The organism is Haloechinothrix aidingensis (genome assembly GCF_013450155.1).
Classification (GTDB): Bacteria; Actinomycetota; Actinomycetes; order Mycobacteriales; family Pseudonocardiaceae; genus Haloechinothrix; species Haloechinothrix aidingensis.
Genome location: NZ_JACCKD010000005.1, coordinates 230,006 through 251,166 on the forward strand (window position 1 = coordinate 230,006; position 21,161 = coordinate 251,166).

Annotated in this window: 24 protein-coding genes; 10 read left to right on the forward strand and 14 right to left on the reverse strand. The window is 68.9% G+C overall.

The window, feature by feature from the left end:
* Positions 1 to 4: 4 nt before the first annotated feature.
* From H0B56_RS15345 to H0B56_RS15375, 7 genes are all read right to left on the reverse strand, one after another.
* Complete coding sequence (locus H0B56_RS15345) at positions 5 to 199, reverse strand: ferredoxin (RefSeq protein ID WP_180893740.1); 195 nt, start codon at positions 197 to 199, stop codon at positions 5 to 7.
* A complete protein-coding gene (locus H0B56_RS15350) occupies positions 196 to 1,554 on the reverse strand; it encodes a cytochrome P450 (RefSeq protein WP_180893741.1) in 1,359 nt (452 codons plus the stop codon). The genes H0B56_RS15345 and H0B56_RS15350 overlap by 4 nt, the downstream gene beginning before the upstream one ends.
* Positions 1,541 to 2,335 (reverse strand): SDR family oxidoreductase, encoded by a 795-nt coding sequence (locus H0B56_RS15355; protein ID WP_180893742.1) that lies wholly within the window; start codon positions 2,333 to 2,335, stop codon positions 1,541 to 1,543. Before H0B56_RS15355 ends, H0B56_RS15350 begins: the two co-directional genes overlap by 14 nt.
* A gap of 1 nt (position 2,336) precedes the next feature.
* Entirely contained in the window at positions 2,337 to 3,542 is a 1,206-nt protein-coding gene (locus H0B56_RS15360; RefSeq protein WP_180893743.1) for a cytochrome P450, read from the reverse strand.
* On the reverse strand, positions 3,539 to 4,120 hold the full coding sequence (locus H0B56_RS15365; RefSeq protein WP_219632792.1) for a TetR/AcrR family transcriptional regulator: 582 nt from the start codon (positions 4,118 to 4,120) through the stop codon (positions 3,539 to 3,541). Before H0B56_RS15365 ends, H0B56_RS15360 begins: the two co-directional genes overlap by 4 nt.
* Before the next feature lie 125 nt (positions 4,121 to 4,245).
* Positions 4,246 to 4,440, reverse strand: coding sequence for a ferredoxin (locus H0B56_RS15370; RefSeq protein ID WP_180893744.1), 195 nt, complete (start codon positions 4,438 to 4,440; stop codon positions 4,246 to 4,248).
* Positions 4,441 to 4,783: 343 nt separating this feature from the next.
* Positions 4,784 to 5,470: a PaaI family thioesterase gene (locus H0B56_RS15375; protein WP_180893745.1), complete on the reverse strand. Its 687-nt coding sequence runs from the start codon at positions 5,468 to 5,470 to the stop codon at positions 4,784 to 4,786.
* Between the two features lie 189 nt (positions 5,471 to 5,659).
* Between H0B56_RS15375 and H0B56_RS15380 the strand changes: the two genes are divergently transcribed.
* From H0B56_RS15380 to H0B56_RS15400, 5 genes are all read left to right on the forward strand, one after another.
* Positions 5,660 to 7,129, forward strand: a complete 1,470-nt coding sequence (locus tag H0B56_RS15380) for an aldehyde dehydrogenase (protein WP_180893746.1) — start codon at positions 5,660 to 5,662, stop codon at positions 7,127 to 7,129.
* A gap of 16 nt (positions 7,130 to 7,145) precedes the next feature.
* Positions 7,146 to 7,898, forward strand: a complete 753-nt coding sequence (locus H0B56_RS15385; protein ID WP_180893747.1) for an SDR family oxidoreductase — start codon at positions 7,146 to 7,148, stop codon at positions 7,896 to 7,898.
* Between the two features lie 20 nt (positions 7,899 to 7,918).
* A complete protein-coding gene (locus H0B56_RS15390; RefSeq protein WP_180893748.1) occupies positions 7,919 to 8,782 on the forward strand; it encodes an NAD(P)-dependent oxidoreductase in 864 nt (287 codons plus the stop codon).
* Positions 8,779 to 9,138 (forward strand): carboxymuconolactone decarboxylase family protein, encoded by a 360-nt coding sequence (locus H0B56_RS15395; RefSeq protein WP_180893749.1) that lies wholly within the window; start codon positions 8,779 to 8,781, stop codon positions 9,136 to 9,138. The genes H0B56_RS15390 and H0B56_RS15395 overlap by 4 nt, the downstream gene beginning before the upstream one ends.
* A gap of 88 nt (positions 9,139 to 9,226) precedes the next feature.
* Positions 9,227 to 10,012 (forward strand): glucose 1-dehydrogenase, encoded by a 786-nt coding sequence (locus H0B56_RS15400; protein ID WP_180893750.1) that lies wholly within the window; start codon positions 9,227 to 9,229, stop codon positions 10,010 to 10,012.
* A 62-nt stretch (positions 10,013 to 10,074) separates the two neighbouring features.
* On the opposite strand, the gene H0B56_RS15405 is transcribed toward H0B56_RS15400, so the two are convergent.
* Positions 10,075 to 10,524 carry a nuclear transport factor 2 family protein gene (locus tag H0B56_RS15405; RefSeq protein WP_180893751.1) on the reverse strand — a complete coding sequence of 150 codons (450 nt, stop codon included), beginning with the start codon at positions 10,522 to 10,524 and terminating at the stop codon, positions 10,075 to 10,077.
* A gap of 10 nt (positions 10,525 to 10,534) precedes the next feature.
* The gene (locus H0B56_RS15410; RefSeq protein ID WP_180893752.1) at positions 10,535 to 11,404 is read right to left on the reverse strand and encodes a TIGR03619 family F420-dependent LLM class oxidoreductase; all 870 of its coding nucleotides are present in this window, start codon (positions 11,402 to 11,404) and stop codon (positions 10,535 to 10,537) included.
* 99 nt (positions 11,405 to 11,503) lie between these two features.
* Between H0B56_RS15410 and H0B56_RS15415 the strand changes: the two genes are divergently transcribed.
* From H0B56_RS15415 to H0B56_RS15425, 3 genes are read left to right on the forward strand one after another with little or no spacing between them, the layout of a single operon-like run.
* The gene (locus H0B56_RS15415; protein ID WP_180893753.1) at positions 11,504 to 12,310 is read left to right on the forward strand and encodes a 2-keto-4-pentenoate hydratase; all 807 of its coding nucleotides are present in this window, start codon (positions 11,504 to 11,506) and stop codon (positions 12,308 to 12,310) included.
* Between the two features lie 43 nt (positions 12,311 to 12,353).
* Entirely contained in the window at positions 12,354 to 12,545 is a 192-nt protein-coding gene (locus H0B56_RS15420) for a ferredoxin (RefSeq protein ID WP_089303093.1), read from the forward strand.
* 4 nt (positions 12,546 to 12,549) lie between these two features.
* Entirely contained in the window at positions 12,550 to 13,746 is a 1,197-nt protein-coding gene (locus H0B56_RS15425) for an FAD-dependent oxidoreductase (RefSeq protein ID WP_180893754.1), read from the forward strand.
* Between the two features lie 46 nt (positions 13,747 to 13,792).
* On the opposite strand, the gene H0B56_RS15430 is transcribed toward H0B56_RS15425, so the two are convergent.
* Positions 13,793 to 14,359: a TetR/AcrR family transcriptional regulator gene (locus H0B56_RS15430; RefSeq protein WP_180893755.1), complete on the reverse strand. Its 567-nt coding sequence runs from the start codon at positions 14,357 to 14,359 to the stop codon at positions 13,793 to 13,795.
* A gap of 144 nt (positions 14,360 to 14,503) precedes the next feature.
* Here H0B56_RS15430 and H0B56_RS15435 point away from each other — a divergent pair, with 144 nt between their 5' ends.
* Complete coding sequence (locus tag H0B56_RS15435; protein WP_180893756.1) at positions 14,504 to 15,238, forward strand: glucose 1-dehydrogenase; 735 nt, start codon at positions 14,504 to 14,506, stop codon at positions 15,236 to 15,238.
* Positions 15,239 to 15,327: 89 nt separating this feature from the next.
* Here the strand turns inward: H0B56_RS15435 and H0B56_RS15440 are convergent, their stop codons facing one another.
* The 3 genes from H0B56_RS15440 to H0B56_RS15450 all read right to left on the reverse strand — a co-directional run bounded on the left by H0B56_RS15440 (position 15,328) and on the right by H0B56_RS15450 (position 19,393).
* On the reverse strand, positions 15,328 to 16,407 hold the full coding sequence (locus H0B56_RS15440; protein ID WP_180893757.1) for an NAD(P)H-dependent amine dehydrogenase family protein: 1,080 nt from the start codon (positions 16,405 to 16,407) through the stop codon (positions 15,328 to 15,330).
* 84 nt (positions 16,408 to 16,491) lie between these two features.
* The gene (locus tag H0B56_RS15445) at positions 16,492 to 17,553 is read right to left on the reverse strand and encodes an NAD-dependent epimerase/dehydratase family protein (protein WP_180893758.1); all 1,062 of its coding nucleotides are present in this window, start codon (positions 17,551 to 17,553) and stop codon (positions 16,492 to 16,494) included.
* A gap of 361 nt (positions 17,554 to 17,914) precedes the next feature.
* The gene (locus tag H0B56_RS15450) at positions 17,915 to 19,393 is read right to left on the reverse strand and encodes an FAD-binding protein (RefSeq protein ID WP_180893759.1); all 1,479 of its coding nucleotides are present in this window, start codon (positions 19,391 to 19,393) and stop codon (positions 17,915 to 17,917) included.
* A 318-nt stretch (positions 19,394 to 19,711) separates the two neighbouring features.
* Here H0B56_RS15450 and H0B56_RS15455 point away from each other — a divergent pair, with 318 nt between their 5' ends.
* Positions 19,712 to 20,629 carry an LLM class F420-dependent oxidoreductase gene (locus tag H0B56_RS15455; RefSeq protein ID WP_180893760.1) on the forward strand — a complete coding sequence of 306 codons (918 nt, stop codon included), beginning with the start codon at positions 19,712 to 19,714 and terminating at the stop codon, positions 20,627 to 20,629.
* A gap of 45 nt (positions 20,630 to 20,674) precedes the next feature.
* Here the strand turns inward: H0B56_RS15455 and H0B56_RS15460 are convergent, their stop codons facing one another.
* Positions 20,675 to 21,160: a nitroreductase family deazaflavin-dependent oxidoreductase gene (locus H0B56_RS15460; RefSeq protein ID WP_180893761.1), complete on the reverse strand. Its 486-nt coding sequence runs from the start codon at positions 21,158 to 21,160 to the stop codon at positions 20,675 to 20,677.
* Position 21,161: the final 1 nt, after the last annotated feature.

Below are 21,161 nucleotides of genomic sequence, written 5' to 3' on the forward strand. Positions count from 1 at the left end.
GGTTCTAGGACTCGGCAATCCGGAGTGCCTGCGTGGGGCACGCGCTCACCGCGCGTCGCACGTCGGCATGCGACTCCTCGGGCGGCTCATCCGTGAGGAGCTCGACCGTGCCCCGTTTCGGGACGGTGAACACCTCGGGGGCCTCCAGCTCGCACATGGCATGCCCCTGGCACAGGTCGTGGTCGACATGCACCCTCATCGTGTGTCCTTCCTCCGCCGGTACGTCACGACGCACGGCTGGGACAGCTGGACGACCATCTTGCTGTGATCGTTGCGATAGGACTCCTCCGGCTGGGCGAGCTCGAACTCGAAGTCGCGCAGCAGCACCGAGAAGATGGCCTTGAGCTGGATCATCGCGAACATGGCTCCGACGCACCGGTGTCGCCCGGCTCCGAACGGGATCCAGGTCCACCGGTTGACGATGTCCTCCTGACGCGGCTCCAGGTAGCGGTCCGGCCGGAAGGCGTCCGGCTCGGGGAAGTCCTCGGGCAACCGGTTCGACACCGCAGGGGTGGCGCCGACGAGCTCGTTCGCGTTGATGCGGTAGCCCGCGATCTCCATCTCCTCCTTCGCGACCCGCAGCAGCAGGATCAGCGGCGGGTGCAGGCGCAACGCCTCCTTCACAGCCGACTCCAGCTTCGGGATCTGGCGCAAGGCGCGGAAACTCACCTCCGAGCCGTCCGCGTAGAGCTCGTCGAGCTCGGCGACGACCTCGGTGAGGACATCCGGGTGGCGCAGCAGCTCGATCAGCGTCCACGCCGCGGTGCCGGAGCTGGTGTGATGCCCGGCGAACATCATGGAGATGAACATCCCGGTGATCTCGTTGGCACTGAACCGCTTCGCGCCCGTGTCGTCCTCGACGGACATGAGCACGTCCAGCATGTCGCGGTCCGACTTGTCCGCGGGGCCGTCCTTGGCCCGTGCGTCCATGATGTCGCTGACCAGCCGCACCAGCCCGGCACGTGCCTCGTCCCTTCGCCGGAAGCTCTCGATGGGCGCGTACGGGTCCACGAATGCCAGCGCGTCCGTCCCCTTTTCCAGGTCGTGGTAGAGGTGCGCGAAGCTCGAGTCGAGCTCCTCCCGGAACTTCTGCCCGATCAGGCAGGCGGACGACGTGTAGATCGTCAGTTCCGCGAACCAGTCGAGCAGGTCGATCTGGCCCTCGTCTCCCCAGTCGGCGACCATCCGCTCGACTTCGGCGGCGATCGTGCTCGCGTGGCCCTTCATCTGCTCGCCGCGCAACGCCTGGTTGTGCAGCATCTCCTTGCGGCGTTCGGGACTGGCGTCGAAGACGACTCCCTCGCCGAATATCGGGGTCATGAACGGGTAGGCATCCGCCTGATCGAGCTCCTCATCGGACGCCCGGAAGAAGGACTCGTTGGCCTCCGCTCCGGAGAGCAGCACCACCTGTCTCCCGGCGAGCTGGAACGTCCCGACGGAGCCGCATTCGGACCGCACCCGGTTCATCAGACCGATGGGGTCGGATCTCAGTTCCTCGAGGTGCCCGTGTTCGCCTTGCGCGCCGGACACCTCCGGGGGTTCACGAAGCGTCATGAGCCTCCTTGGTCAGCGGGGCCTCCGGTTGTACCTCCATGAGCGCGACGTGCGCGCCCCTCGGCACGGAGACCACTGTGGATACTGCTGCTGCTATGTCCGATGGCCGGAGGAAGTACGGGTGGCGCGCGAACCCCCAGTGCATCCAGTCCTCCAGAAGGGGTCCTGCCTTCTCCTCGCCGAAGTCCATCCCCATCGCCGTCTGTGTCGGCCCCGGCCGGACGATGGATGCCCGCACACCGGTACCTTCGAGCTCCATCTGCATGGTCCGTGCCATCGCCTCGACCCCGGACTTCGCCGGGACGTAGCTGCCCACCCGGGGCCGTGGCGAGGGCACGACATCGGAGCCGATGACCACGACGTCCCCGCGGCCGCGCCGCACCATCCCGGGCACCACGGCGGAGACCAGCCGGTGCGTGCCCACCAGGTGCACGTTCAGGTGGTGGGCGAAGTCCTCGGGGTCGAGCTCGTGGATCAGCGCCGCGTCGAGGTCTCCCGCCCCGGACACCAGGATCTCGGTCGGCCCGTGTGCCTCCTGCGCGGCGTCGACGAACTCCCGCACCGACGCGGCGTCGCCGACATCGAGCTTGTGCGCGAGAGCCTGACCGCCCTCGGCACGGATCGACTCCGCGACCTCCTCGCACGCCGCGATCCTCCGTGCGCCGAGCGCGACGGGGTGTCCCGCGGCGGCCAGCGTGCGGGCGGTACTGGCACCGATGCCCGACGATGCGCCGCTGACGAGCACCGGCCGGTAGTCCGGGTGTGGTTCGAACGTCGGCATATCAATCGGTCTCCACACGGATCGGCAGGCTGGCGAAACCCCGGACGTTCGTCGAGTGCACGCGGCGGGTGTTCGCGACGTCGACCTCGTAGCCCGAGATCCTCCCGACGAGCTCGCTGAGCGCGATCCGCGCCTCCATCCGTGCCAGGTGGGCGCCGAGGCAGAAATGACTGCCGCCTCCGAAGCTGGCGATCGTCTCGGAGTTCACGCGGTCCAGGTCGAAGCTGTCCGCGTGCGGGAAGACGCGGCCGTCCCGGTTCGCCGAGCCCACGAGCAGGAGCACGACCTCCCCCGCCTGGATCGTGTGACCGTGCCACGGGATGTCCTCGGTCGCGGTCCGCGCGATGATCTGGCTGGATGTGTCGTAGCGCAGGGTCTCTTCCACCCAGTCGGGGACGCGTTCCGGGTCGGCGAACGGCTTGGCGAGCTGGTCCGGGTTGTGCCATCCCCAGTAGAGCGCGTTTCCCAGTAGCTTGGTCGTCGTCTCGTTGCCCGCGACGACCATCAGGAAGAGGAACCCGATGATCTCGTCATCGGTCAGCCGGTCACCGTCGAGCTCCACGTCGAGCAACGCCGAGGTGAGGTCCTCGGTACGGCGCGCCCTGCGCTCCGCGATCATGTCCGCGTAGTACTGCAACAGCTCGAGCGCGGCCTCCATCGCGGCGGGCGGGACGTCCAGCAGACCCTCCTCGCGATGCATCACGGTGTCGGCGAGCGCGCGGACCCGGTCCCGGTCGGCGGCCGGGACACCGATCAGCTCCGAGATCACGTCCATCGGCAACTTGCCCGCGAACCACCCGATGAAGTCGAACTCCCGCGCGGCGAGCGCGGGTTCGAGGTACTGCCGGGTCAGCTCGCGGATGCGGTCCTCGAGCTCCCGCACGCGGCGCGGGGTGAACCCGCGCGAGACCAGCGACCTCATCCGCTTGTGCCGCGGGTCGTCCATGGCGAGAAACGACATGGTCTTCTCGGCCTGCGGCCCGTAGGCGGCCGGGTCGAGCGATACGCCGTAGGCACTGGACAGCCGCTTGCCGTCCTTGAAACCGGCCATCACGTCTGCGTAGCGGGACACCGCCCAGAACCCCAGCTCCTCGTTGCGGTACAGCGGCGCCTCGTCGCGAAGGAGCCGGTACGTGGGGTACGGGTCGTCGTGGAAGCCGTAGTCGTACGGGTTGAACCCGATCACGGCGTCGGTCGTTCCGGTCATGTCGAGCTCCCCATGATCAGTCCTGCGGTGCTGGCGAGGCGGTCCGCGATCCGCGCGTAGGACGTCGCACCCATACCGGCCTGCACGAGGGCACCCGCGTAGGCGAACTCGAGCGCGTCACGCACCTCGGGATCGAACCCCTCCCCGAGCGCCTCCTCCAGACGGTTCCGGATCCCGCTGCCGACGCGCATCCGTAGCAGCGCCACGTCCGGATCGCTGCCGAGCAGCGCCGACGTGCACGCCGCGGCCAGCTCCGGCTCGCCTGCCATCAGCAGGGCGATCTCGCGCAGCAGGCTGATCACCCGATCCTGCGGCGGCACCGACTCGTCGACACCGTCCGGCAGGGTCTGCAGCTTGCGCCAGAACAGCTCCGCGATCAGGTGGTTCTTGGAGGAGAAGTAGGTGTACGCGGTCGCGGGTGCGACACCGGCACGGCCGGCCACGTTGCGGACGGTCAGGCTCGCGTAGCCGGATGCCAGGAGCTCGTCCTCCGCGGCCGCGGTGAGACGCCGCACCATGCCCGCCTGCTTGGGGCTCAGCCTGCGCCGCGTCGACTCCTGAGCGATATCGTTGGACATATGACTAGACACTAGTCCAGTCATATGTCGACGGCAACCCCCCGTGGTTACCGCACCCCGCTCGTACGCCACGCCACCCGAGCGTCCCGCCCGCGCACGTGACCGGACACCGCCGCACAACACGGCTAATCCACCTCGTGCAGGCTCAACGCGCGCTTCGGACACGACCGCACAGCGCGGCGAACCCGCTCGAAAGTCTCCTGTGGAGGGTCACCGGTCACATGCAGCTGGTCGTCGGCATCGAGCTCGAACACCTCCGGCGCCAGACCCGCACACACCCCGTTGGCCTCGCACGCGTCGTAGTCGACAAGCACTCGCACGGCTCCTCCTGCGGTACTCGCTGTGCGCGACACGCTCGCCCGGAGCGCATCGCCATGACAACGGCAAGAATGTAACATGTTCTACATCACGTGGACAACTGGCTGGACGGTCGTCCATCCAACACGGGAGCGCGGCGGTTCGAGCGCTGATTCGGCCACTCCGGGGATCCGCGTACCGTCCTCACGGAGCCCCGAGGGAATGCCGGTACAACGTGTGCGCGTGCCGGGAAACGCGTTCTACACCTCTGTGCGATCATCCGGGTGGCGCCCATCGAGCCCGCGGAGCTCGGGGCGGGCTCGATGGGCGCCACCCGGCACGACGGGTACGCGCCGGGTCCGGTGCTCAGGCCCGGTCGACGTCACCGGTATGTTCCGCCCGCGCGGGAAGGCCACTGACCGCGACCAGTGTGGCCGAGACGGTAGCGGTGGCCTGCTCCTCGTGCAGGATCCTGCCGGTCACGTAAACCTTCCGCCCCTGCGATCCCGCGACGCGGGCGTGCACATCGAGCGGTACGCCGAGCGGGGTAGGACGGTGGTACTCGACGTTGAGCACCACCGTCATGCCGGGCGTTCCGGCGGCGGCGGCCGCCCTGCCGACGGCGTGGTCCAGCACGGCACTCACCCAGCCGCCGTGCGCGCGTCCCGGCGCTCCCTGGTACGCATCCCCCAGCCGTACCGACGCCCACATCTCGCCATCCCCCATGCGAATAGCCGTCAGCGGTGGCGCGACGGGGTTACCCGCACCCTCGACCGGGTCGTTGACGCTCCCGCTCGGCACCCCGCCGACGGTCTCGAGTATCCGGGCCGAGGGCAGCGTCCGCGCCCGCAGCTTCCCGGCGAGCGCGGCCACGTCCCTGGCGACCGCGCCGAGCTCGCCGGGCGGGAGATCGGTCCACACCGACGCCTCGACCAGCTCCCGGATCCGGTCGGCCAGCTCCGTCCTGGCCAGTGGCGGCTCCGCGACCTCGACGGGTCCACCGCCGGCCCCGGTGCTCGCCCCCGACGTGCTCCCGCGTGACTCGCCGGCCATGTGCACTGATCACCACCCGATAATCTAGAACCTGTTTCGCATCACTCTACGCGCACGATTCCGCTACAGGGTCAGCAAGAGCGCGCACTTTCCACGTAATACAGGAACGTGTTCTACTCGAATTGCTTGCATGCCCACCCTAGCTGAACTAGAGTACAGACACATGTCCAGAAACGTATGGGTGCTGCTATGACCCTCTGGCCGGAACCGGCGTCCGGGATACTCGTCGACGGCCGTCTCCGTCCCGCGGAAGCCGGCCGCGAGTTCGACACCGTGAACCCCGCGACCGAGGCCGTCCTCGGCCGGGCCGCGGACGCGAGCCCCACCGACATGTCCGAGGCGATCGCCGCCGCGCGGCGCGCCTTCGACGAGTCGGGCTGGCCGCACGATGTCGGGTTCCGCGTGCACTGCCTGCGCCAGCTCAGCGCGGCTCTGCGCGCGCACGCCGACGAGCTGCGCGACATCACGATCGCCGAGGCAGGCGCGCCACGCATGCTCACGCACGGGCCGCAGCTGGACATCCCGGTGGCCGACCTCGAGTGGTTCGCCGACCTCGCGGACTCCTACACGTGGACGGAAGACCTCGGAACCGCCGAACCGATGGGCATCGCGTCCCGGCGCACGGTCCGCAGGGAGCCTACGGGCGTGGTCGGTGCCATCACGCCGTGGAACTTCCCGCATCAGATCAACTTCGCCAAGCTGGGACCGGCCCTGGCCGCGGGGAACACGCTCGTACTCAAACCCGCGCCGGACACCCCGTGGTGCGCGGCCGTCGTGGGGCGGATCATCGCTGAGGAGACCGACATCCCGCCCGGTGTGGTCAATGTGGTCACCTCGAGCGAGCACACGCTCGGGACACTGCTCGCCGACGATCCGCGAGTGGACGTCGTCTCGTTCACCGGCTCGACAGCGACCGGTTCCGCCGTCATGTCCACGGCTGCGCGCACGGTCAAGCGGGTCTTCCTCGAACTCGGCGGGAAGTCAGCCTACGTGGTGCTCGACGACGCCGACCTGGCGCAAGCGTGCGCGACAGCCGGGTTCACGGTGAGCACGCACGCCGGGCAGGGATGCGCGCTCACCACGAGGTTGCTCGTACCGCGCGCCCGCGTCGACGAGGCGGCCGAGGCCTGCGCCGCGACCATGCAAGCCATCAAACCGGGTGACCCTGCCGACCCCGGCACGGTCTGCGGGCCGCTCATCTCGGGCAGGCAGCGCGACCGCGTCGAGGACTACCTGCGGCTCGCCGCCGACGAGGGTGGTCGGATCGTGTGCGGCGGGGGTCGGCCACCGGAGCATGAGAACGGGTTCTATATCGAACCGACGCTGATCTCCGGGCTCGGCAACGACGCAAGGGTATCCCGTGAAGAGATCTTCGGGCCCGTGCTGGTCGTCATCGGGCACGACGGTGACGATGACGCGGTCCGCATCGCCAACGACTCGCCCTACGGGCTCTCCGGCACGGTGCACGGCACCGACATCGACCGCGCCCGCGCGGTGGCCGGCCGGCTGCGCACCGGAACGGTGAGCGTCAACGGCGGCCTCTGGTACTCCGCCGACGCGCCGTTCGGCGGCTACAAGCAGTCGGGGATCGGCCGCGAGATGGGCGTCGCCGGGTTCGAGGAGTACCTGGAGACCAAGCTCGTGGCCGAGCCAGCGTAAAGAGAGGCACCGCATCATGCACCGATTCGAGGACAAGGTCGCCATCGTCACCGGAGCCGCGCAGGGTATCGGCGCGAGCTACGCGCATGCCCTGGCTGCCGAGGGAGCCTCCGTCGTGGTGGCCGACCTCAACCGCACCGCGGGGGAGACAGTCGTCAAGGAGATAACGGGCGGCGGGGGAACCGCCGAGTTCGTCGAGGTAGATGTGTCCGATCCGGACTCGACCGCGAACATGGCCGAGCGGGCCGTCGAGAGCTTCGGCGGGATCGACTACCTGGTCAACAACGCGGCCATATACGGCGACATGCAGCTCGACCTGCTGCTCACCGTGGACTGGGCGTACTACAAGAAGTTCATGAGCGTCAACTTCGACGGTGCCCTGCTGTGCACCAGGGCGGTGGCCCCGTACATCACCGAGCGGGGTGGCGGCGCGATCGTCAACCAGTCCTCGACAGCGGCCTGGGTCTACTCCGGCTTCTACGGCCTGGCCAAGGTCGGTATCAACGGGCTCACGCAGCAGCTCGCGCACGAGCTCGGCGGCTCCGGCATCAGGATCAACGCCCTGGCTCCCGGGCCGACCGACACCGAGGCGACCCGCACGGTGACACCGGGAAGCATCGTCGCGCAGATCGTGGAGGGGATGCCGCTCAAACGGATGGGCAGCCCCGGCGACCTCACCGGGACCTGTCTCTTCCTGCTCTCCGACGACGCCGCCTGGATCACCGGGCAGATCTTCAACGTCGACGGCGGTCAGATCATCCGTTCCTGAGCGCGGGGAAGGTGGCACACATGACTCCAGTGGGGTTCATCGGCCTCGGGCAGATCGGCGCCGAGATGGCGCGCAGGCTACTCGACTGGCCGCCCGGCCTCATCGTGCACGATGCCCTTGCCTCCGCCATGACTCCACTGACCGGCGCGGGTGCCGAGGCGGCCGCGAGCCCGCGCGACCTCGCCGAGCGAGCGGAGGTCATCTCGGTGATGGTCCGGGACGATGCGCAGGTCGACGAGGTGGTCGCCGGTCCATCCGGGATACTCGCCTCCGCCGCACCGGGGACGGTCGTGGCGATACATTCCACGATCGCCGACGCCACCGCCGAACGGCTCGCCGGGCTGGCGCAGCCGTACGGGGTGAGCATCGTGGACGCACCCGTCAGCGGGGGTGCCGTCGGCGCGCAGCACGGCACGCTCGCGGTCCTGGCAGGGGGCGACACGGAGGCGATCGAGCGGTGCCGCGCCCCGTTCGGGCACTGGGCCAGCCACGTGATGCACGCCGGACCGCCAGGAGCCGGTACCAGGGCGAAGGTGGCACGCAACCTGCTGCACTTCGTCGCCTTCAGCGCCGCGGCCGAGGCACAGCGGCTCGCAGAGGCCGCGGGAATCGACCTGACCGAGCTGGGTGCCGTGGTACGGCACTCGGATGCGGTGACCGGTGGCCCCGGGGCGATCATGCTGCGCCCGACGACCGCGCCGATGGCCGACGACGACGGTCTCCGCCCGATCCTCGGTCACGCCAGGGATCTCGGGACGAAGGATCTCGGGCTGGCGATCGAGCTGGGCGAACGGCTCGGCGTCGAGCTTCCCCTCGCGCGGCACGCGCTCGACAACCTCGAGACCGACCTCGGCCTTGGGGAGCCAGGAACGGAGGAGGCATGACGGAAGGCAAGCGGCAACAGGGCCTGGAGATGATGCGGCAGGTGTACGGCTGGGATGTCCAGGACGGCACGGGAGAGTTCTTCGCCCAGACCGTGGACCACCTCTTCGGCGAGATCTGGACCAGGCAGGGGCTGAGCGTGCGCGACCGGCGGCTGCTCCTGCTCGGCGCGCTGGCGGCCCAGGGCCTCGACGACGTCGCCGAGATCCAGGCCCAGGCCGCGCTCGGTAACGAGGAGCTCGACGGCGAGCAGCTGCGTGAGGTAGCGCTGTTCCTGACGCACTACGTCGGTTGGCCACTCGGCACCAAACTCAACATGACGATCGAGCGGATGCTCGGCAAGAACGAGCGATCGTGACGCCGCACGCACGTGGCGTGCCGGCCTCGTCCCGGCCACCGCACCCACATCCCGGTACCGGCGTCGAACAGGGAAGGACCGGCAAGGCATGAGCAGGCTGGCAGGAAAGACCGCATTGATCACCGGGGCCGCGCGCGGCCAGGGAGCCGCGGCGGCCCGGCGCGTCGTGGACGAGGGTGGTCGGGTCATGATCACTGACGTCGCGGAGGCCGAAGGCAAGGAACTCGCGGCATCCCTCGGCGAGGCAGCGGCCTTCACCCGCCTCGATGTGACGTCGGAGCAGGGTTGGCAGGAGGCCGTGCTGGCCACTGTGGAGCATTTCGGCGGCCTCGATGTGCTCGTGAACAACGCGGGGATGCTCATGTTCCGCGAGCTGGAGCACACCACCCTCGGCGAGTACGAGCAGATCGTCTCGATCAACCAGGTGGGAACGTTTCTCGGGATGCGTTCGGTCATCGGGCCGATGGAGCGTTCCGGGGGCGGGTCGATCGTCAACCTGTCCTCGGTCGAAGGGCTGGCAGGGATGCCCCAGGTAGCCGCGTACACGGCGAGCAAGTTCGCCATCCGTGGCATGACCAAGGTCGCCGCACTCGAGCTCGGCAGCAAGGGGATCCGGGTGAACTCGGTGCATCCCGGTTTGATCGACACCGGCATGATCGGCGACGCCATGGGCAGCGCGGAGGTCGATCTCGCGCCCGCTGGAAACCTCGTCGCGCTCGGCCGGATCGGCGAGCCCGCGGAGATCGCCGCCCTCGTCGCCTTCCTGGCCAGCGACGACAGCTCGTACTGCACCGGTAGCGAGTTCGTCGCGGACGGCGGCTCCACGGCCGCGCACAGCCTGAACAGACCGCGTTACGGCGTGCGAAGCGGATAGCCCCGCCTGGCCGGCCCGGGTCGGCCGGTGCCCGTCCGGACCTGGACGGGCACCGGCCGGGATCAGTCCTGATCCACCTGACGTGCGGTGGCGAACGCGCGCTCGGTCTCCCAGAAGGCACGCATGGACACGAGCAACCCGTCGGAGTTGACCCGGTACACCGCGACGAGGTCGGTGTCCACCCGGTAGTTCCCCGGCAGGTGCGAGGTGATGGTGCCGACGTTGGCGACCTCGTCACCCGCCGCGTGCGAGTCCCGGATGGTGAACTCGAAGCGCTCCACCGTGCCGATGGTCATGTCCCAGAACGCCGAGAGCCCGTCGTGGCCGTGGTGGCCCTTGCCCTCCGGGTCGAATCCGGACGGGCCGACCGGGTCCTCGACGACGGCGTCGGCGGCGAACAGCGCGAGCCAGGCCTCCTTGTCGTGCCGCGCGGCGGCATGCATCGACCGGTACGCGGCGATCCGCGCCGGGGGTTGGTCCGCCTGCTCGTCCCAGCACACCGTGACAGTCACCTGGCACCTCCTAGACCGCGGCGATGGTCTCGTCCGCGAATTTCTTGATCGAGTCCTTCTTGGACGACACGTCGGCGTCGAATCCCAGCCCGTCGAAGACCCACGGCACCACCACCGCGTCGGTCACACCGATCTCCGCCTGCTGCCGGTAGCCGTCCGCACCGAACCGGTCGACGCACACGGCCTGGAACTCGAAGGGGTCGTCCGCCCGGCCCTGCTCGGCCAGAAGCTCGCGTAACCGGTCGATGGTCTCGCGCAGCTCCTCGAAACGCATCATCGCCGAGGACCAGCCGTCACCGTAACGGGCGGCGCGGCGCAGCGCGGCGGGGCTGTGCCCGCCGATGTAGAACGGCATGTGCTCCCGGGGCGCCGGGCTCATCCGGAGCTTGCCGAAATCGAAGTGCTCCCCGTGGTAGTCGACCATCCCGCCGCCCAGGATCAGGCGGAGCACCTCGATCGCCTCGTCGGTGCGCTTGCCCCTGCCCGCGTACGGCACCCCGCACCACTCGAACTCCTCGGGCAACCAGCCGACACCCAGCCCGAGCCCGAACCGGTCCCCTGTCAGCGCGGCCACCGAGCCGAGCTGGCGGGCGAGCACGACGGGATGCCGTGAGCCCAGCTTGAGCACCGAGGTGTAGAAGCGGATCGTGCTCGTGGCGGCGGCCATCCAGGTCGTCGCCACCAGCGGGTCCACCCACGGCGTCTCGGGACCCCAGAAGCGGTTCCCGTCCGCGGTGTACGGGTACTGCGCGGAGGTCTCCTCGGAGTAGAACAGCGAGTCCGGCAGCGCCACGGACGAGAACCCGTTCTCCTCACCGCATCTGGCCAGCTCCGCGAGCTGCTCAGGAGGGCTCAACGCAACGGACAGCGTGAACTTCATGGGCACCCGACCTTTCTGGACGCCGTCGATCCTACCCGAACAACTATAACGTGTTCTAGTATCGTGTCGAGAGGTTCGAGGATGCGGCAGGAGGAGATCATGGATTCCAGCGCCATCGACGACGCGGCGGGCAGGCTCCTGCGCGCCTACGACAAGGCGCGCCCCGTCGCGCCGATCGTCGAGGACTTCCCCACCGCGACCGTCGACGATGCCTACCGGATCCAGCAGGAACAGGTCCGGACATGGACCGCTGCCGGCGATCGGGTCAAAGGGCACAAGGTCGGCCTGTCGTCGGCGGCCATGCAGCGCCAGATGGGCGTCCACCAGCCGGACTACGGGCACCTGCTCGCCGGCATGTTCCACCTGGAGCACCAGCCCATCGACGCCGGGGCGTACCTGCAGCCACGTATCGAGCCGGAGATCGCGTTCGTGCTTGGCCGCGAGCTGACCGGCCCCGGCGTCACGGTCGCCGACGCCTTCCGTGCCGTCGAGTACGTGGTACCCGCCCTCGAGATCGTCGACTCGCGCATCACCGACTGGCGCATCTCGATCGTCGACACCATCGCGGACAACGCCTCCTCCGGTGGTGTCGTGCTCGGCAGCACGCCGCACCCGCTGAACGCCGTCGACCTGCCGATGGCAGGCTGCACGTTCGGCATCAACGGTCACGTCGTCGGCACCGGCACCGGCGGTGCCGTGCTGGGCTCGCCCATCAACGCGCTGGTGTGGCTGGCGAACACGGTCGGCCCGCTCGGCATCACCCTGCAGGCGGGCCACGTGGTGCTTCCGGGGTCCATCACCCGCGCCGAGCCGGTCCGGGCGGGCGATACCGTTGTGGCATCCGTCTCCGGGCTCGGCAGTGTCACCGCTGTCATGGCTGACCAGGCTGACCAGCACGACAATTGAATCAACGGCCCGAACTGTCCCACCACGTGCAGAAGGAGCGCACATGAGGATGCATATCGATACGGACGTCTGCACCGGCCACGGCGTGTGTGAAGGGATCCGCCCGGACGTCTTCGAGGTCGGCGACGACGGCGTCGTGCACCTGCTCACCGAGGAGTTCACCGAGGACGACCGCCAGGACCTCGAGGACGCGGTCGACCAGTGCCCGACCCAGGCACTGCGGCTCGAGGGCTGACCACGTGCCCGGCGAGCGCCTGGTCGTGGTCGGTGCCTCGCTGGCGGGGCTGCGTGCGGTCGAGGCCGCCCGGCGGGCCGGGTACGACGGTGAGATCACCCTGGTCGGTGCCGAGGAGCACCTGCCGTACGACCGGCCACCGCTGTCCAAGGAGTTCCTCACCGGCGAGGTCGAGCCGAACTACTTCCGGGACGAGGAGTCGCTGCGCACGGAGCTGGAGGTCGATCTGCGGCTCGGCACGGCCGCCAGCGAGCTGCGCCCGGCCGAGCGCACCGTCGTGACGGGCGGCGTCGAGCTGGCCTATACCGGCCTGGTGATCGCGACCGGCGCCCGTGCCCGCGAGCTGCCGGGCACACCCGCGCTGGACGGGGTGTACACGCTGCGCGAACTGGACGACGCGCGCCGGATCCGTGCCGCACTGGGTCCCGGGGTGCGCGCCGTGGTCGTCGGCGCGGGGTTCATCGGCTCCGAGATCGCCAGCTCGGCCCGCGCTGCCGGCGCCGAGGTGACCGTGCTCGAGGCCGCTCCCGTACCGCTGGCGGGCGCTGTCGGCGAACAGATGGGCGCGGCCTGTGCCGGCCTGCACGAGCGCAACGGCACGGACGTGCGGTGCCGGGCGACGGTGGCGGCGATCGAGGGTGCGGGCGCGGTCGAGTCCGTCGTGCTCGACGACGGCACCCGGCTGCCGGCCGACGTGGTCATCGTCGGCATCGGTGCCGTGCCGGAGACGCGCTGGCTGGAAGGCTCCGGGGTGATACTGGACGACGGTGTGGTCTGCGACGAGACCCTCAACGCGGGCTTTCCGGGCGTGTACGCGGCAGGCGATCTCGCCCGCTGGCCGAACCCGCTGTTCGGCGAGACGATGCGGCTCGAACACTGGACCACCGCAGCCGAGCAGGGCGGCCTCGCCGCGCGCAACGCGATTCACCCCGAGCAGGCCCGGCCGTGTGCCACGGTGCCGTACTTCTGGTCCGACTGGTACGGCAGCCGGATCCAGTTCGTCGGTGTCCCCACCGCCGACGAGGTACGGGTCGTGGCAGGCGACGTCGCCTCGGACAGTTTCCTCGCGCTCTACCGCCGCGGCGACCACGTCTCCGGCGCGCTCGGCCTCAACCAGCGCAGGCCGGTCATGAAGCTCCGCGCGTTGATCGGCAAGCACGGCACCTGGCAGGACGCGCTCGACGTCGCCGCAGCCGGGTGACCGGGCCGGACGGGGCGGGGCTCACGTCAACCGGACGTCGGTGCGATCAGGGCTGCGCCGCGCCTCGGCCGTCCACGGGGTGCAGTTGCGCGACCATGTCGACAAGTCGATCCGCGATCGCGTCGAAGGACAGGTAGCCCATACCCGCGAGCACCATCCCCCCGACGAACGCCATGGTGACCGAGTCGACCGCGTTCGACGGCATCGGCCGCAGCGCGCTGGACAGCGACCGGGCGCACTCCGCGCCGATCGCGTCCCGCAGGCGTGCCACCTCGGGGTCGTCGGCCAGCAGGGCCGACGTGCAGGCCCGGCTCAGCTCCGGCTCGTCGGCGAACACCCCGGTAATACTCCGCACGATGTCGTGCAGCTGGGCGCCCTCCTCGACCGACGCGGTGGCTTCCTGGATCGTTCGCCACACCACGGAGCTGACCAGGTGCTCCTTGGAGGAGAAGTAGGTGTACGCGGTCGCGGGCGAGACATCGGCACGCTTGGCCACCGACCGCACCGACAGGTCCCCGTACTCCACTGCGCGAATCTCTTCGACGGCGGCGTCGAGCACCCGCTGAACGGTACTCGCCCTGCGACCATCGACGATCCTGCGAACCGGCTCCATGGCCCGATCGTAACCTCGCCCCGTCCCGGCAACCCGCACCGCGCCACCGACCCGGCACCGGCACAGCACATGCGAGGCGACTCGCCACCGTACCGAATGAATTCGGTATTGAAACACGTTCTACTTATCGCTAGCGTGGAGCGCATGGGACGTACCGACGGGAAGGTCGCCATCATCACGGGCGGGGCCCGGGGCCTGGGCGCCTCACATGCCCGGCATCTCGTAGCCGAGGGCGCCGCCGCGATCATCTGCGACATACTCGACGACGAGGGCAAGGCGCTGGCGGACGAGCTGGGACCACGGGCTCGCTATATGCATCTCGATGTGACGCAGCCCGATCAGTGGCAGGATGTCGTCGCCACCACGGTCGAGGAGTTCGGCAAGCTCGACGTGCTTGTCAACAACGCGGGGATCGTGAACGGCAGCACGATCCAGCAGTTCGATCCGGACAAGTGGCGCGAGATCCTCGACGTCAACCTCACCGGTACGTTCCTGGGAATCCGGGCCGTCACCGACGCCATGATAGCCGCGGGAGGCGGCTCGATCATGAACGTCTCGTCGGTCGAGGGGCTACGGGGAAGCCCGTGGGCGCACGGCTACGTCGCCACGAAATGGGCCGTCCGGGGGCTCGCCAAGTCGGTGGCGCTCGAACTCGCGCAGCACAACATCCGCGTCAACTCCCTGCATCCTGGCCTGATCCGTACCCCGATGACCGAGGGGATCCCTGACGACATGGTGAAGATCCCGCTCGGGCGCAGCGCCGACCCCGGTGAGGTGTCCACCTTCGTGGTCTTCCTGGCGAGCGACGAGTCGAGGTACGCCACCGGCACCGAGTTCGTCATGGACGGTGGCCTTGTCGCCGACGTCCCACACAAGTAGCCCGTAGACTCACCCGGGAGCGTCCCCGACCGGCTCACGATCACGACACGGCGCCGTCTACGGCATCCGCCGCACGATACGCGACAGCGTCACTCCCCGGCCGTGTAACGCCCCGACCCGGTGACCAGTGGCAGGTCGAGGGTCGTCCTTATCCCGGGCGGCGCTGCCACTACGGCAGGCACCGAGTTCACGATCCGCCCTGCCGCAGCGACGATGGCAGCGTGATTGTGATCTCCGTAGTTGCTTGTCGGGCAGATGTCCACGGTGTACGACGGCTCACCGGAAATATCCACACGGTACGATCCGCCCGATTGTGCCGGTTGCGGCCAGTCGGGTCGCAGGTCCTCTCGAAGGCGCGTGACATGCTCGACGACGATGGCCGGTCGCCCGTCCACCCGGCCCGCAACCTCGAAGCGCACGGCGGCCGTACCGCCCTGGGGGATGTGCCCCGCAGCGATGTCGAACGCCTCGGGCGCGGGCTCTCGCTCGTACCACTCGGTGATCGTGTCGACCTCGATGCCCAGCCCGGCCGCGAGCTGGCGGATCGTGGTACCCCACGCGATGCTCAGCACACCCGGCTTGAACAACATCGGGACGTCGTCCAGCGGCGCACCGAAGCCCATCACGTCGAACATGACAGTGGCGCCGTCGTAGGTCGCGTAGTCCGCGATCTCCATACAGCGCACCTGGCTGACACGCTGACACGTACCCGTGAAGGTCAGCGGGACGAGGTCGTTCGCGAATCCCGGATCCACTCCGGTGATGAAAACGCTCGAACCGCCTTGTCGCGCGGCCCGTTCCAGCTGCGCGATGGATTCCTCGGGGAGCAGCTGCCAGGGATACTGCAGCGGCACCGGCGCGGAACCGACAACGTTGATCCCGGCCTCGAGAATCCGGCTGCAGTCCTCCACGGCCTCGTCCATCCGGGTATCGCCCATGGCGCAGTAGACGGCACAGTCGGGTCCCGTGGCCAGAACCGCATCGAGGTCGTTCGTCGCCGCGACACCCGTCCGGGCGTCTGTCCCCGCCAGCTCCCCGGCATCCCTGCCCACTTTCTCTTCCGCGGACACCCACACACCTGTCAGGTCGCAGTCAGCAGCGCTGATCAACGCGCTCAACGCCGGGCGCCCGACATTGCCCGTTCCGATGTGCACCACCCGCACACGCATCGAATCGACTCCTCACACTCGCGTCACCGGTGACGATCACCGTCGTGCACCGCGACCACACTGGACACCGGACCTCACCTGCCTCTACCCGGTGGACCGGCGGATGGACGGCCGTTCGTCGACGAAGAACCGGGCGGCCTCGTATACGGCCTCAGGGGCAGGCCCCGGGCGCCACCCCAGCTCGCGCGTCGCCTTGCTGTGATCCATCGGCGGCATGATGTGCATCAGCCGCACGCTCGTACGCGTCAACCGCACGTCACGATCGAACACTCGCCCGGCCATCTCGCCGAGCACGCCGAGTACGGACATCACCGCCAGCGGGACCGCCCACCGAGGCGGCGCGACCCCGCCGGCCTCGGCAGCGATCCGGTAGATCTCCCGGGAGCTCATGAACCGCTCGGCCACGATGTACCTGTGCCCCACCCTGCCGCGCTCGGCGGCAAGCACCATCGCCCTGGCCGCGTCGACGACACCGACCACCTCCGCGGCCGCACCCTTGACATACGCAGGCATCCGGCCACGCGCCGCCGCCGCCAGCAGCCCGCCGTGCGGTGTCGGCGCCCAGTCCCCCGGACCGTAGGTGTTGGCCACGCACATCACCACGGCAGGCAGCCCGCGCTGCCGGACGTAATCGAGTACGAGCGACTCGGCACGTACGCGCGACCGGATATACGCCCCGGCTGTCTCGAACCAGTCGTGTGTGGTCTCCTCCGTAGCAGGCCCGTCCGAGCTCAGACCGATGGTTCCCAGCGTGCTGGTGAACACGAACCGGTCCAGATCCGCCTCGACGGCCGCGTCCAGCACGACACGAAGACCTTCGACATTGGTACGGAACAGGGGCGTGGGGTCCCGTAGCCACGCGCGCGTGTCGACCGCGCAGTGGAAGACCACGTCACAGCCTGCCATGGCCGCCCGGACAGCGGCCGTGTCGAGAATGTCGCCGTAGACGCGCTCCACATCGAGATCGTCGATGCCCGTGGTCGAGCTCGTATGCCGCAGCAGGACCCGGACGTGATACCCCTGCCGTACGAGCTCCCTGGTCACGTGCGAGCCGAGGAACCCGCTTCCGCCGATCACCAGCTTGCGGGCGTCCCCAGGGCGGGACCTCGACCGGCCGGTCCGGTCCGCGGACTCAGGAGTCGACATCAGGCCCCTCGTTCGATCTCACGGACCTCGGTGGACCGGGCCGCGCGCACCGGCGCGCCGCCCGCGAGGACGCACCGGACGAGGGTACCGCGCCCGCGGGGCGCACGATCGCCTGCCCGGCGGCATACCGGCCGAGCCGGGCAACTTCCGTGACGTCACACGACATACCCTACGTCCGATCGAGTCGGCATGAACCGAAGTCTGGACAATTGTATAGAACATGTTTCACAAACGCCATGCGCCCCGCGCGGCGCGCCCGAGCACGAGGCACTGTGATCACACGGGCATGACGGGTTCCGAGTACGCGAGGCCACACGACGTGCTCTCGCGCCGGCCGGTTACGGAACCACTCCCGTCCGGTTCACACCACTGTCGCGGCCGCGGCCTTCGCGGCATGCCGTCCGGCGCGCCGACCGAAGAACGATGCCTCACCGAGTTGGGTACCAGATGAGTAGCCCGCGCCGTCGTAGGCGATATTGGAGGCGCACGCACCGACGGCGTACGCGCCGGGAATGGTCGATCCGTCCGTGCTGAGGAGTTGCCCGTCCACCGTTACCCGCAGGCCGCCCATGGTGAAGCCGCTGTAGAAGGCCTTGCCCGGCGTGAGGTCGTACGCGCCGTACGGAGGTGTGTCGAGCGGGACGACGAACTCGGCGGCCTTGCCGAAGGCGGGATCCACACCTGATCCGGCCGAGGCGTTGTAGTCGGCCATCGTCCTGGCGAGAGCGCCTGCCGGGATGCCAAGGCCTTCCTCCATCTCCTCCAACGTCTCCCAACCATCCACCAAGGACTGGAACCCGTAGTGTGGTCGGTCCATCGTCTCGGAGTCGAGAATCAGATAGGCGATCTGGTCCGGTTGGTCGAACACGAACGAGGCCACTCTGCCGTGGTACGAGTCCTCGTTGACGAAACGCTCGCCGTGCTTGTTGACGACGATGCCCTTGAGAAGCTCCTCCGGCGGGTAGAACGGGGACGTGAAGAACGCTCCGTCCATGTGCTCCGCGACCCCGCCGACCGACTCCCCGAGACGAATGCCGAGCCCGTCGTCGTAGGAGTTTCCCAGCGGCATCCCCTTGCTCATGAGCGCGGTGAGCCGGGGAGCGTAGGCAGAAACCATCTCGGAGTTGAGTACGAAGCCGCCCGCGGCAAGCACCACCGCACGTGCCCGGATGGCACCGCTCTGCCCGAAGCTCTTCCATGTGACGCCGGTGACGTCACCGTCCGACCCCACGACCAACCCCGTGGCAGCGGTGTCGTAGCGCACCTCCACGCCAAGGTCGTCGAGGCGAGCCAGGGCCAGGTCGAGAACGAACGCCGCTCCACCGGTGTCCCCGGCGATCGGCGGTTTGTGCCCGCGCGGCGCCGGTTCCGCGTACTGGTTGAACGGCCAGCACTTCTCGTTGCCCGTATACATCAACCCTTCGGTGGCGGGTTGTACCACGGCCTTGCCGGGATAGTACGAGCGTTCGAAGGAGAACCCGAGCGATTCCAGCCAGTGGAAGTGCTCGACGCTGCCCTCGCAGTACGCCTCGATCTTCTCGGGCGCGCACTCCGGCGACATGGCCCGGAGGTACTTCGCCATCTCCTCCGGCGAGTCATCGAATCCGGCAGCCTCCTGCAGCGGGGTCCCACCGCCGAGATAGAAGTGCCCACCGGCCATGGCTGTCGTACAGGTGAGCCTGCCACCCCGATCGATCACCAGCACTCGTGAGCCCGCGGCGGCTGCTTCGAGCGCGGCGCTCGCACCGCCCATACCCGCGCCCACCACGAGCACATCAACCTCGTCCGACCAGGTGTGCAACTCGTACGCGCTGGTCGGCGTCGGGATCTCTGTGGCCATTTCCCCATCATAATAGAACGTGTTCTACATCGCCAAGTAGGTCAGCGTCCGGCCGGTCACGAACGCGCACGCCGGGCCACCGAACCCGCGGCCCACGCCTGCGGACTCGTACGCGCCACGACCCGACGTTACCTCGGCAACCACCGCGGGTCGCCGCGACGCCGGTGAGCTCACTATTGGACAACTGCCCAGATGACTGTACAGTAAACGGTCGTGTGCACGAACCGGTGATCACTGCCCGGCACGAGATCACCAGCGGCTTCGAAGGGACCGCCGATGGCATTCCGTACGGATGAAACACGTTCTAGCATGGCTCGCATGCGGCACGGAATCGTCTTGTTCACCAGCGACCGCGGGATCACACCCTCCGTGGCAGCCAAGGCCGCGGAGGACAACGGCTTCGACACCTTCTACGTCCCGGAACACACGCACATCCCCGCCAAGCGCGCGGCCGCGCACCCGGGCACAGGAGACGAGAGCCTTCCGGACGATCGGTACATGCGCACGCTCGACCCGTGGGTATCGCTCGCGACGGCCGCGGCCGTCACCTCACGCATCCGGCTGGCCACGGCCGTAGCACTGCCGGTCGAGTCCGACCCGATCACGCTCGCCAAGACCATCGCGTCCCTCGACCACCTCTCCGGCGGGCGTGTGACGGTCGGCGCGGGGTTCGGGTGGAACACCGACGAGCTCAACGACCACCATGTCCCGGCAGGCAGGCGGCGCACCGTGCTCCGCGAGTACCTCGACGCGATGCGCGCGCTGTGGAACCAGGAGGAGGCGTCCTACGACGGCGAGTTCGTCTCCTTCGGACCGTCATGGGCCTGGCCCAAGCCGGTCCAGCCCCAGCCGCCCGTGCTCATCGGTGCGGGCGGCGGGCCCAAGACGTTCGCGTGGATCGCCGCCAACGCGGACGGGTGGATCACCACACCCCTCGAGCAGGACATCACGGACAAGGTCGAGGCGCTGTACGACGCCTGGCGGGCCGAGGGCCGCGCGGGTCATCCGGAGATCGTCGTACTCGCCGCCGTGAAGCCCTCGGCCGAGGACATCGCCACGTGGGAGCGCATCGGCGTCACCGAAATCATCTGGGGACTGCCGGACAAGCCCGAGGACGAGGTGATCTCCTTTCTCGGCAGGCACGCGCGGCGCCTGGGACTGAGGTCCGACGACGACGCCGGGACCGCAGTGGAGGCGGGCGCCACCGGTCATGCCGAGCGCTCCGGCAGCCGGTAGCGCGCGCCGGGTGCGGGAGGCCCCGCCCCGGAGCCATCCTCGGGTCTACGTCCGTGGTTCGAGGATCACCACGGGGATCTCACGATCGGTCCATGACTGGTAGCTGGCGAAGTCCGCGTACATTTCCACGAGCCGGCGCCAGAGACTCTCCCGCTCCTGCCCGGACGCGGTACGCGCGCGCACCGCCCGCACCTCACCGTTGACCTGGACCCGGGTGTCGGGGTCGGCACGCAGGTTGAAATACCACTGTGGATGGCTCGGCAGGCCACCCTGCGAGGCGACCACGACGAGGTTGTCCCCGTCCGGCATGTACAGCAGCGGGATGGTGAACACCGTGCCGGACTTGCGACCCCGGTGGTCGAGCAACAGGGTGTCGACGGGCTTGCGGAGCGCGGCCCCGATGCGCCACGTGCCGCCCAATCGCCCGTTGGTCCGCCGGTACAGCCATACCTGCGCCCTGCTCATCCTCTTGATGATCTTGGGCACGAGTGGCGAGTCCAGCCCTTTCGGGCGCGGTTTGACTTTGACCATG

Bases quoted from the DNA above. Each gene is read 5' to 3' on its own strand.
- H0B56_RS15345 (WP_180893740.1), bottom strand. From the start codon at position 199: ATGAGGGTGCATGTCGACCACGACCTGTGCCAGGGGCATGCCATGTGC.
- H0B56_RS15350 (WP_180893741.1), bottom strand. From the start codon at position 1,554: ATGACGCTTCGTGAACCCCCGGAGGTGTCCGGCGCGCAAGGCGAACAC.
- H0B56_RS15355 (WP_180893742.1), bottom strand. From the start codon at position 2,335: ATGCCGACGTTCGAACCACACCCGGACTACCGGCCGGTGCTCGTCAGC.
- H0B56_RS15360 (WP_180893743.1), bottom strand. From the start codon at position 3,542: ATGACCGGAACGACCGACGCCGTGATCGGGTTCAACCCGTACGACTAC.
- H0B56_RS15365 (WP_219632792.1), bottom strand. From the start codon at position 4,120: ATGTCCAACGATATCGCTCAGGAGTCGACGCGGCGCAGGCTGAGCCCC.
- H0B56_RS15375 (WP_180893745.1), bottom strand. From the start codon at position 5,470: ATGGCCGGCGAGTCACGCGGGAGCACGTCGGGGGCGAGCACCGGGGCC.
- H0B56_RS15380 (WP_180893746.1), top strand. From the start codon at position 5,660: ATGACCCTCTGGCCGGAACCGGCGTCCGGGATACTCGTCGACGGCCGT.
- H0B56_RS15385 (WP_180893747.1), top strand. From the start codon at position 7,146: ATGCACCGATTCGAGGACAAGGTCGCCATCGTCACCGGAGCCGCGCAG.
- H0B56_RS15390 (WP_180893748.1), top strand. From the start codon at position 7,919: ATGACTCCAGTGGGGTTCATCGGCCTCGGGCAGATCGGCGCCGAGATG.
- H0B56_RS15395 (WP_180893749.1), top strand. From the start codon at position 8,779: ATGACGGAAGGCAAGCGGCAACAGGGCCTGGAGATGATGCGGCAGGTG.
- H0B56_RS15400 (WP_180893750.1), top strand. From the start codon at position 9,227: ATGAGCAGGCTGGCAGGAAAGACCGCATTGATCACCGGGGCCGCGCGC.
- H0B56_RS15410 (WP_180893752.1), bottom strand. From the start codon at position 11,404: ATGAAGTTCACGCTGTCCGTTGCGTTGAGCCCTCCTGAGCAGCTCGCG.
- H0B56_RS15415 (WP_180893753.1), top strand. From the start codon at position 11,504: ATGGATTCCAGCGCCATCGACGACGCGGCGGGCAGGCTCCTGCGCGCC.
- H0B56_RS15420 (WP_089303093.1), top strand. From the start codon at position 12,354: ATGAGGATGCATATCGATACGGACGTCTGCACCGGCCACGGCGTGTGT.
- H0B56_RS15430 (WP_180893755.1), bottom strand. From the start codon at position 14,359: ATGGAGCCGGTTCGCAGGATCGTCGATGGTCGCAGGGCGAGTACCGTT.
- H0B56_RS15435 (WP_180893756.1), top strand. From the start codon at position 14,504: ATGGGACGTACCGACGGGAAGGTCGCCATCATCACGGGCGGGGCCCGG.
- H0B56_RS15440 (WP_180893757.1), bottom strand. From the start codon at position 16,407: ATGCGTGTGCGGGTGGTGCACATCGGAACGGGCAATGTCGGGCGCCCG.
- H0B56_RS15445 (WP_180893758.1), bottom strand. From the start codon at position 17,553: ATGTCGACTCCTGAGTCCGCGGACCGGACCGGCCGGTCGAGGTCCCGC.
- H0B56_RS15450 (WP_180893759.1), bottom strand. From the start codon at position 19,393: ATGGCCACAGAGATCCCGACGCCGACCAGCGCGTACGAGTTGCACACC.
- H0B56_RS15455 (WP_180893760.1), top strand. From the start codon at position 19,712: ATGCGGCACGGAATCGTCTTGTTCACCAGCGACCGCGGGATCACACCC.
- H0B56_RS15460 (WP_180893761.1), bottom strand. From the start codon at position 21,160: ATGGTCAAAGTCAAACCGCGCCCGAAAGGGCTGGACTCGCCACTCGTG.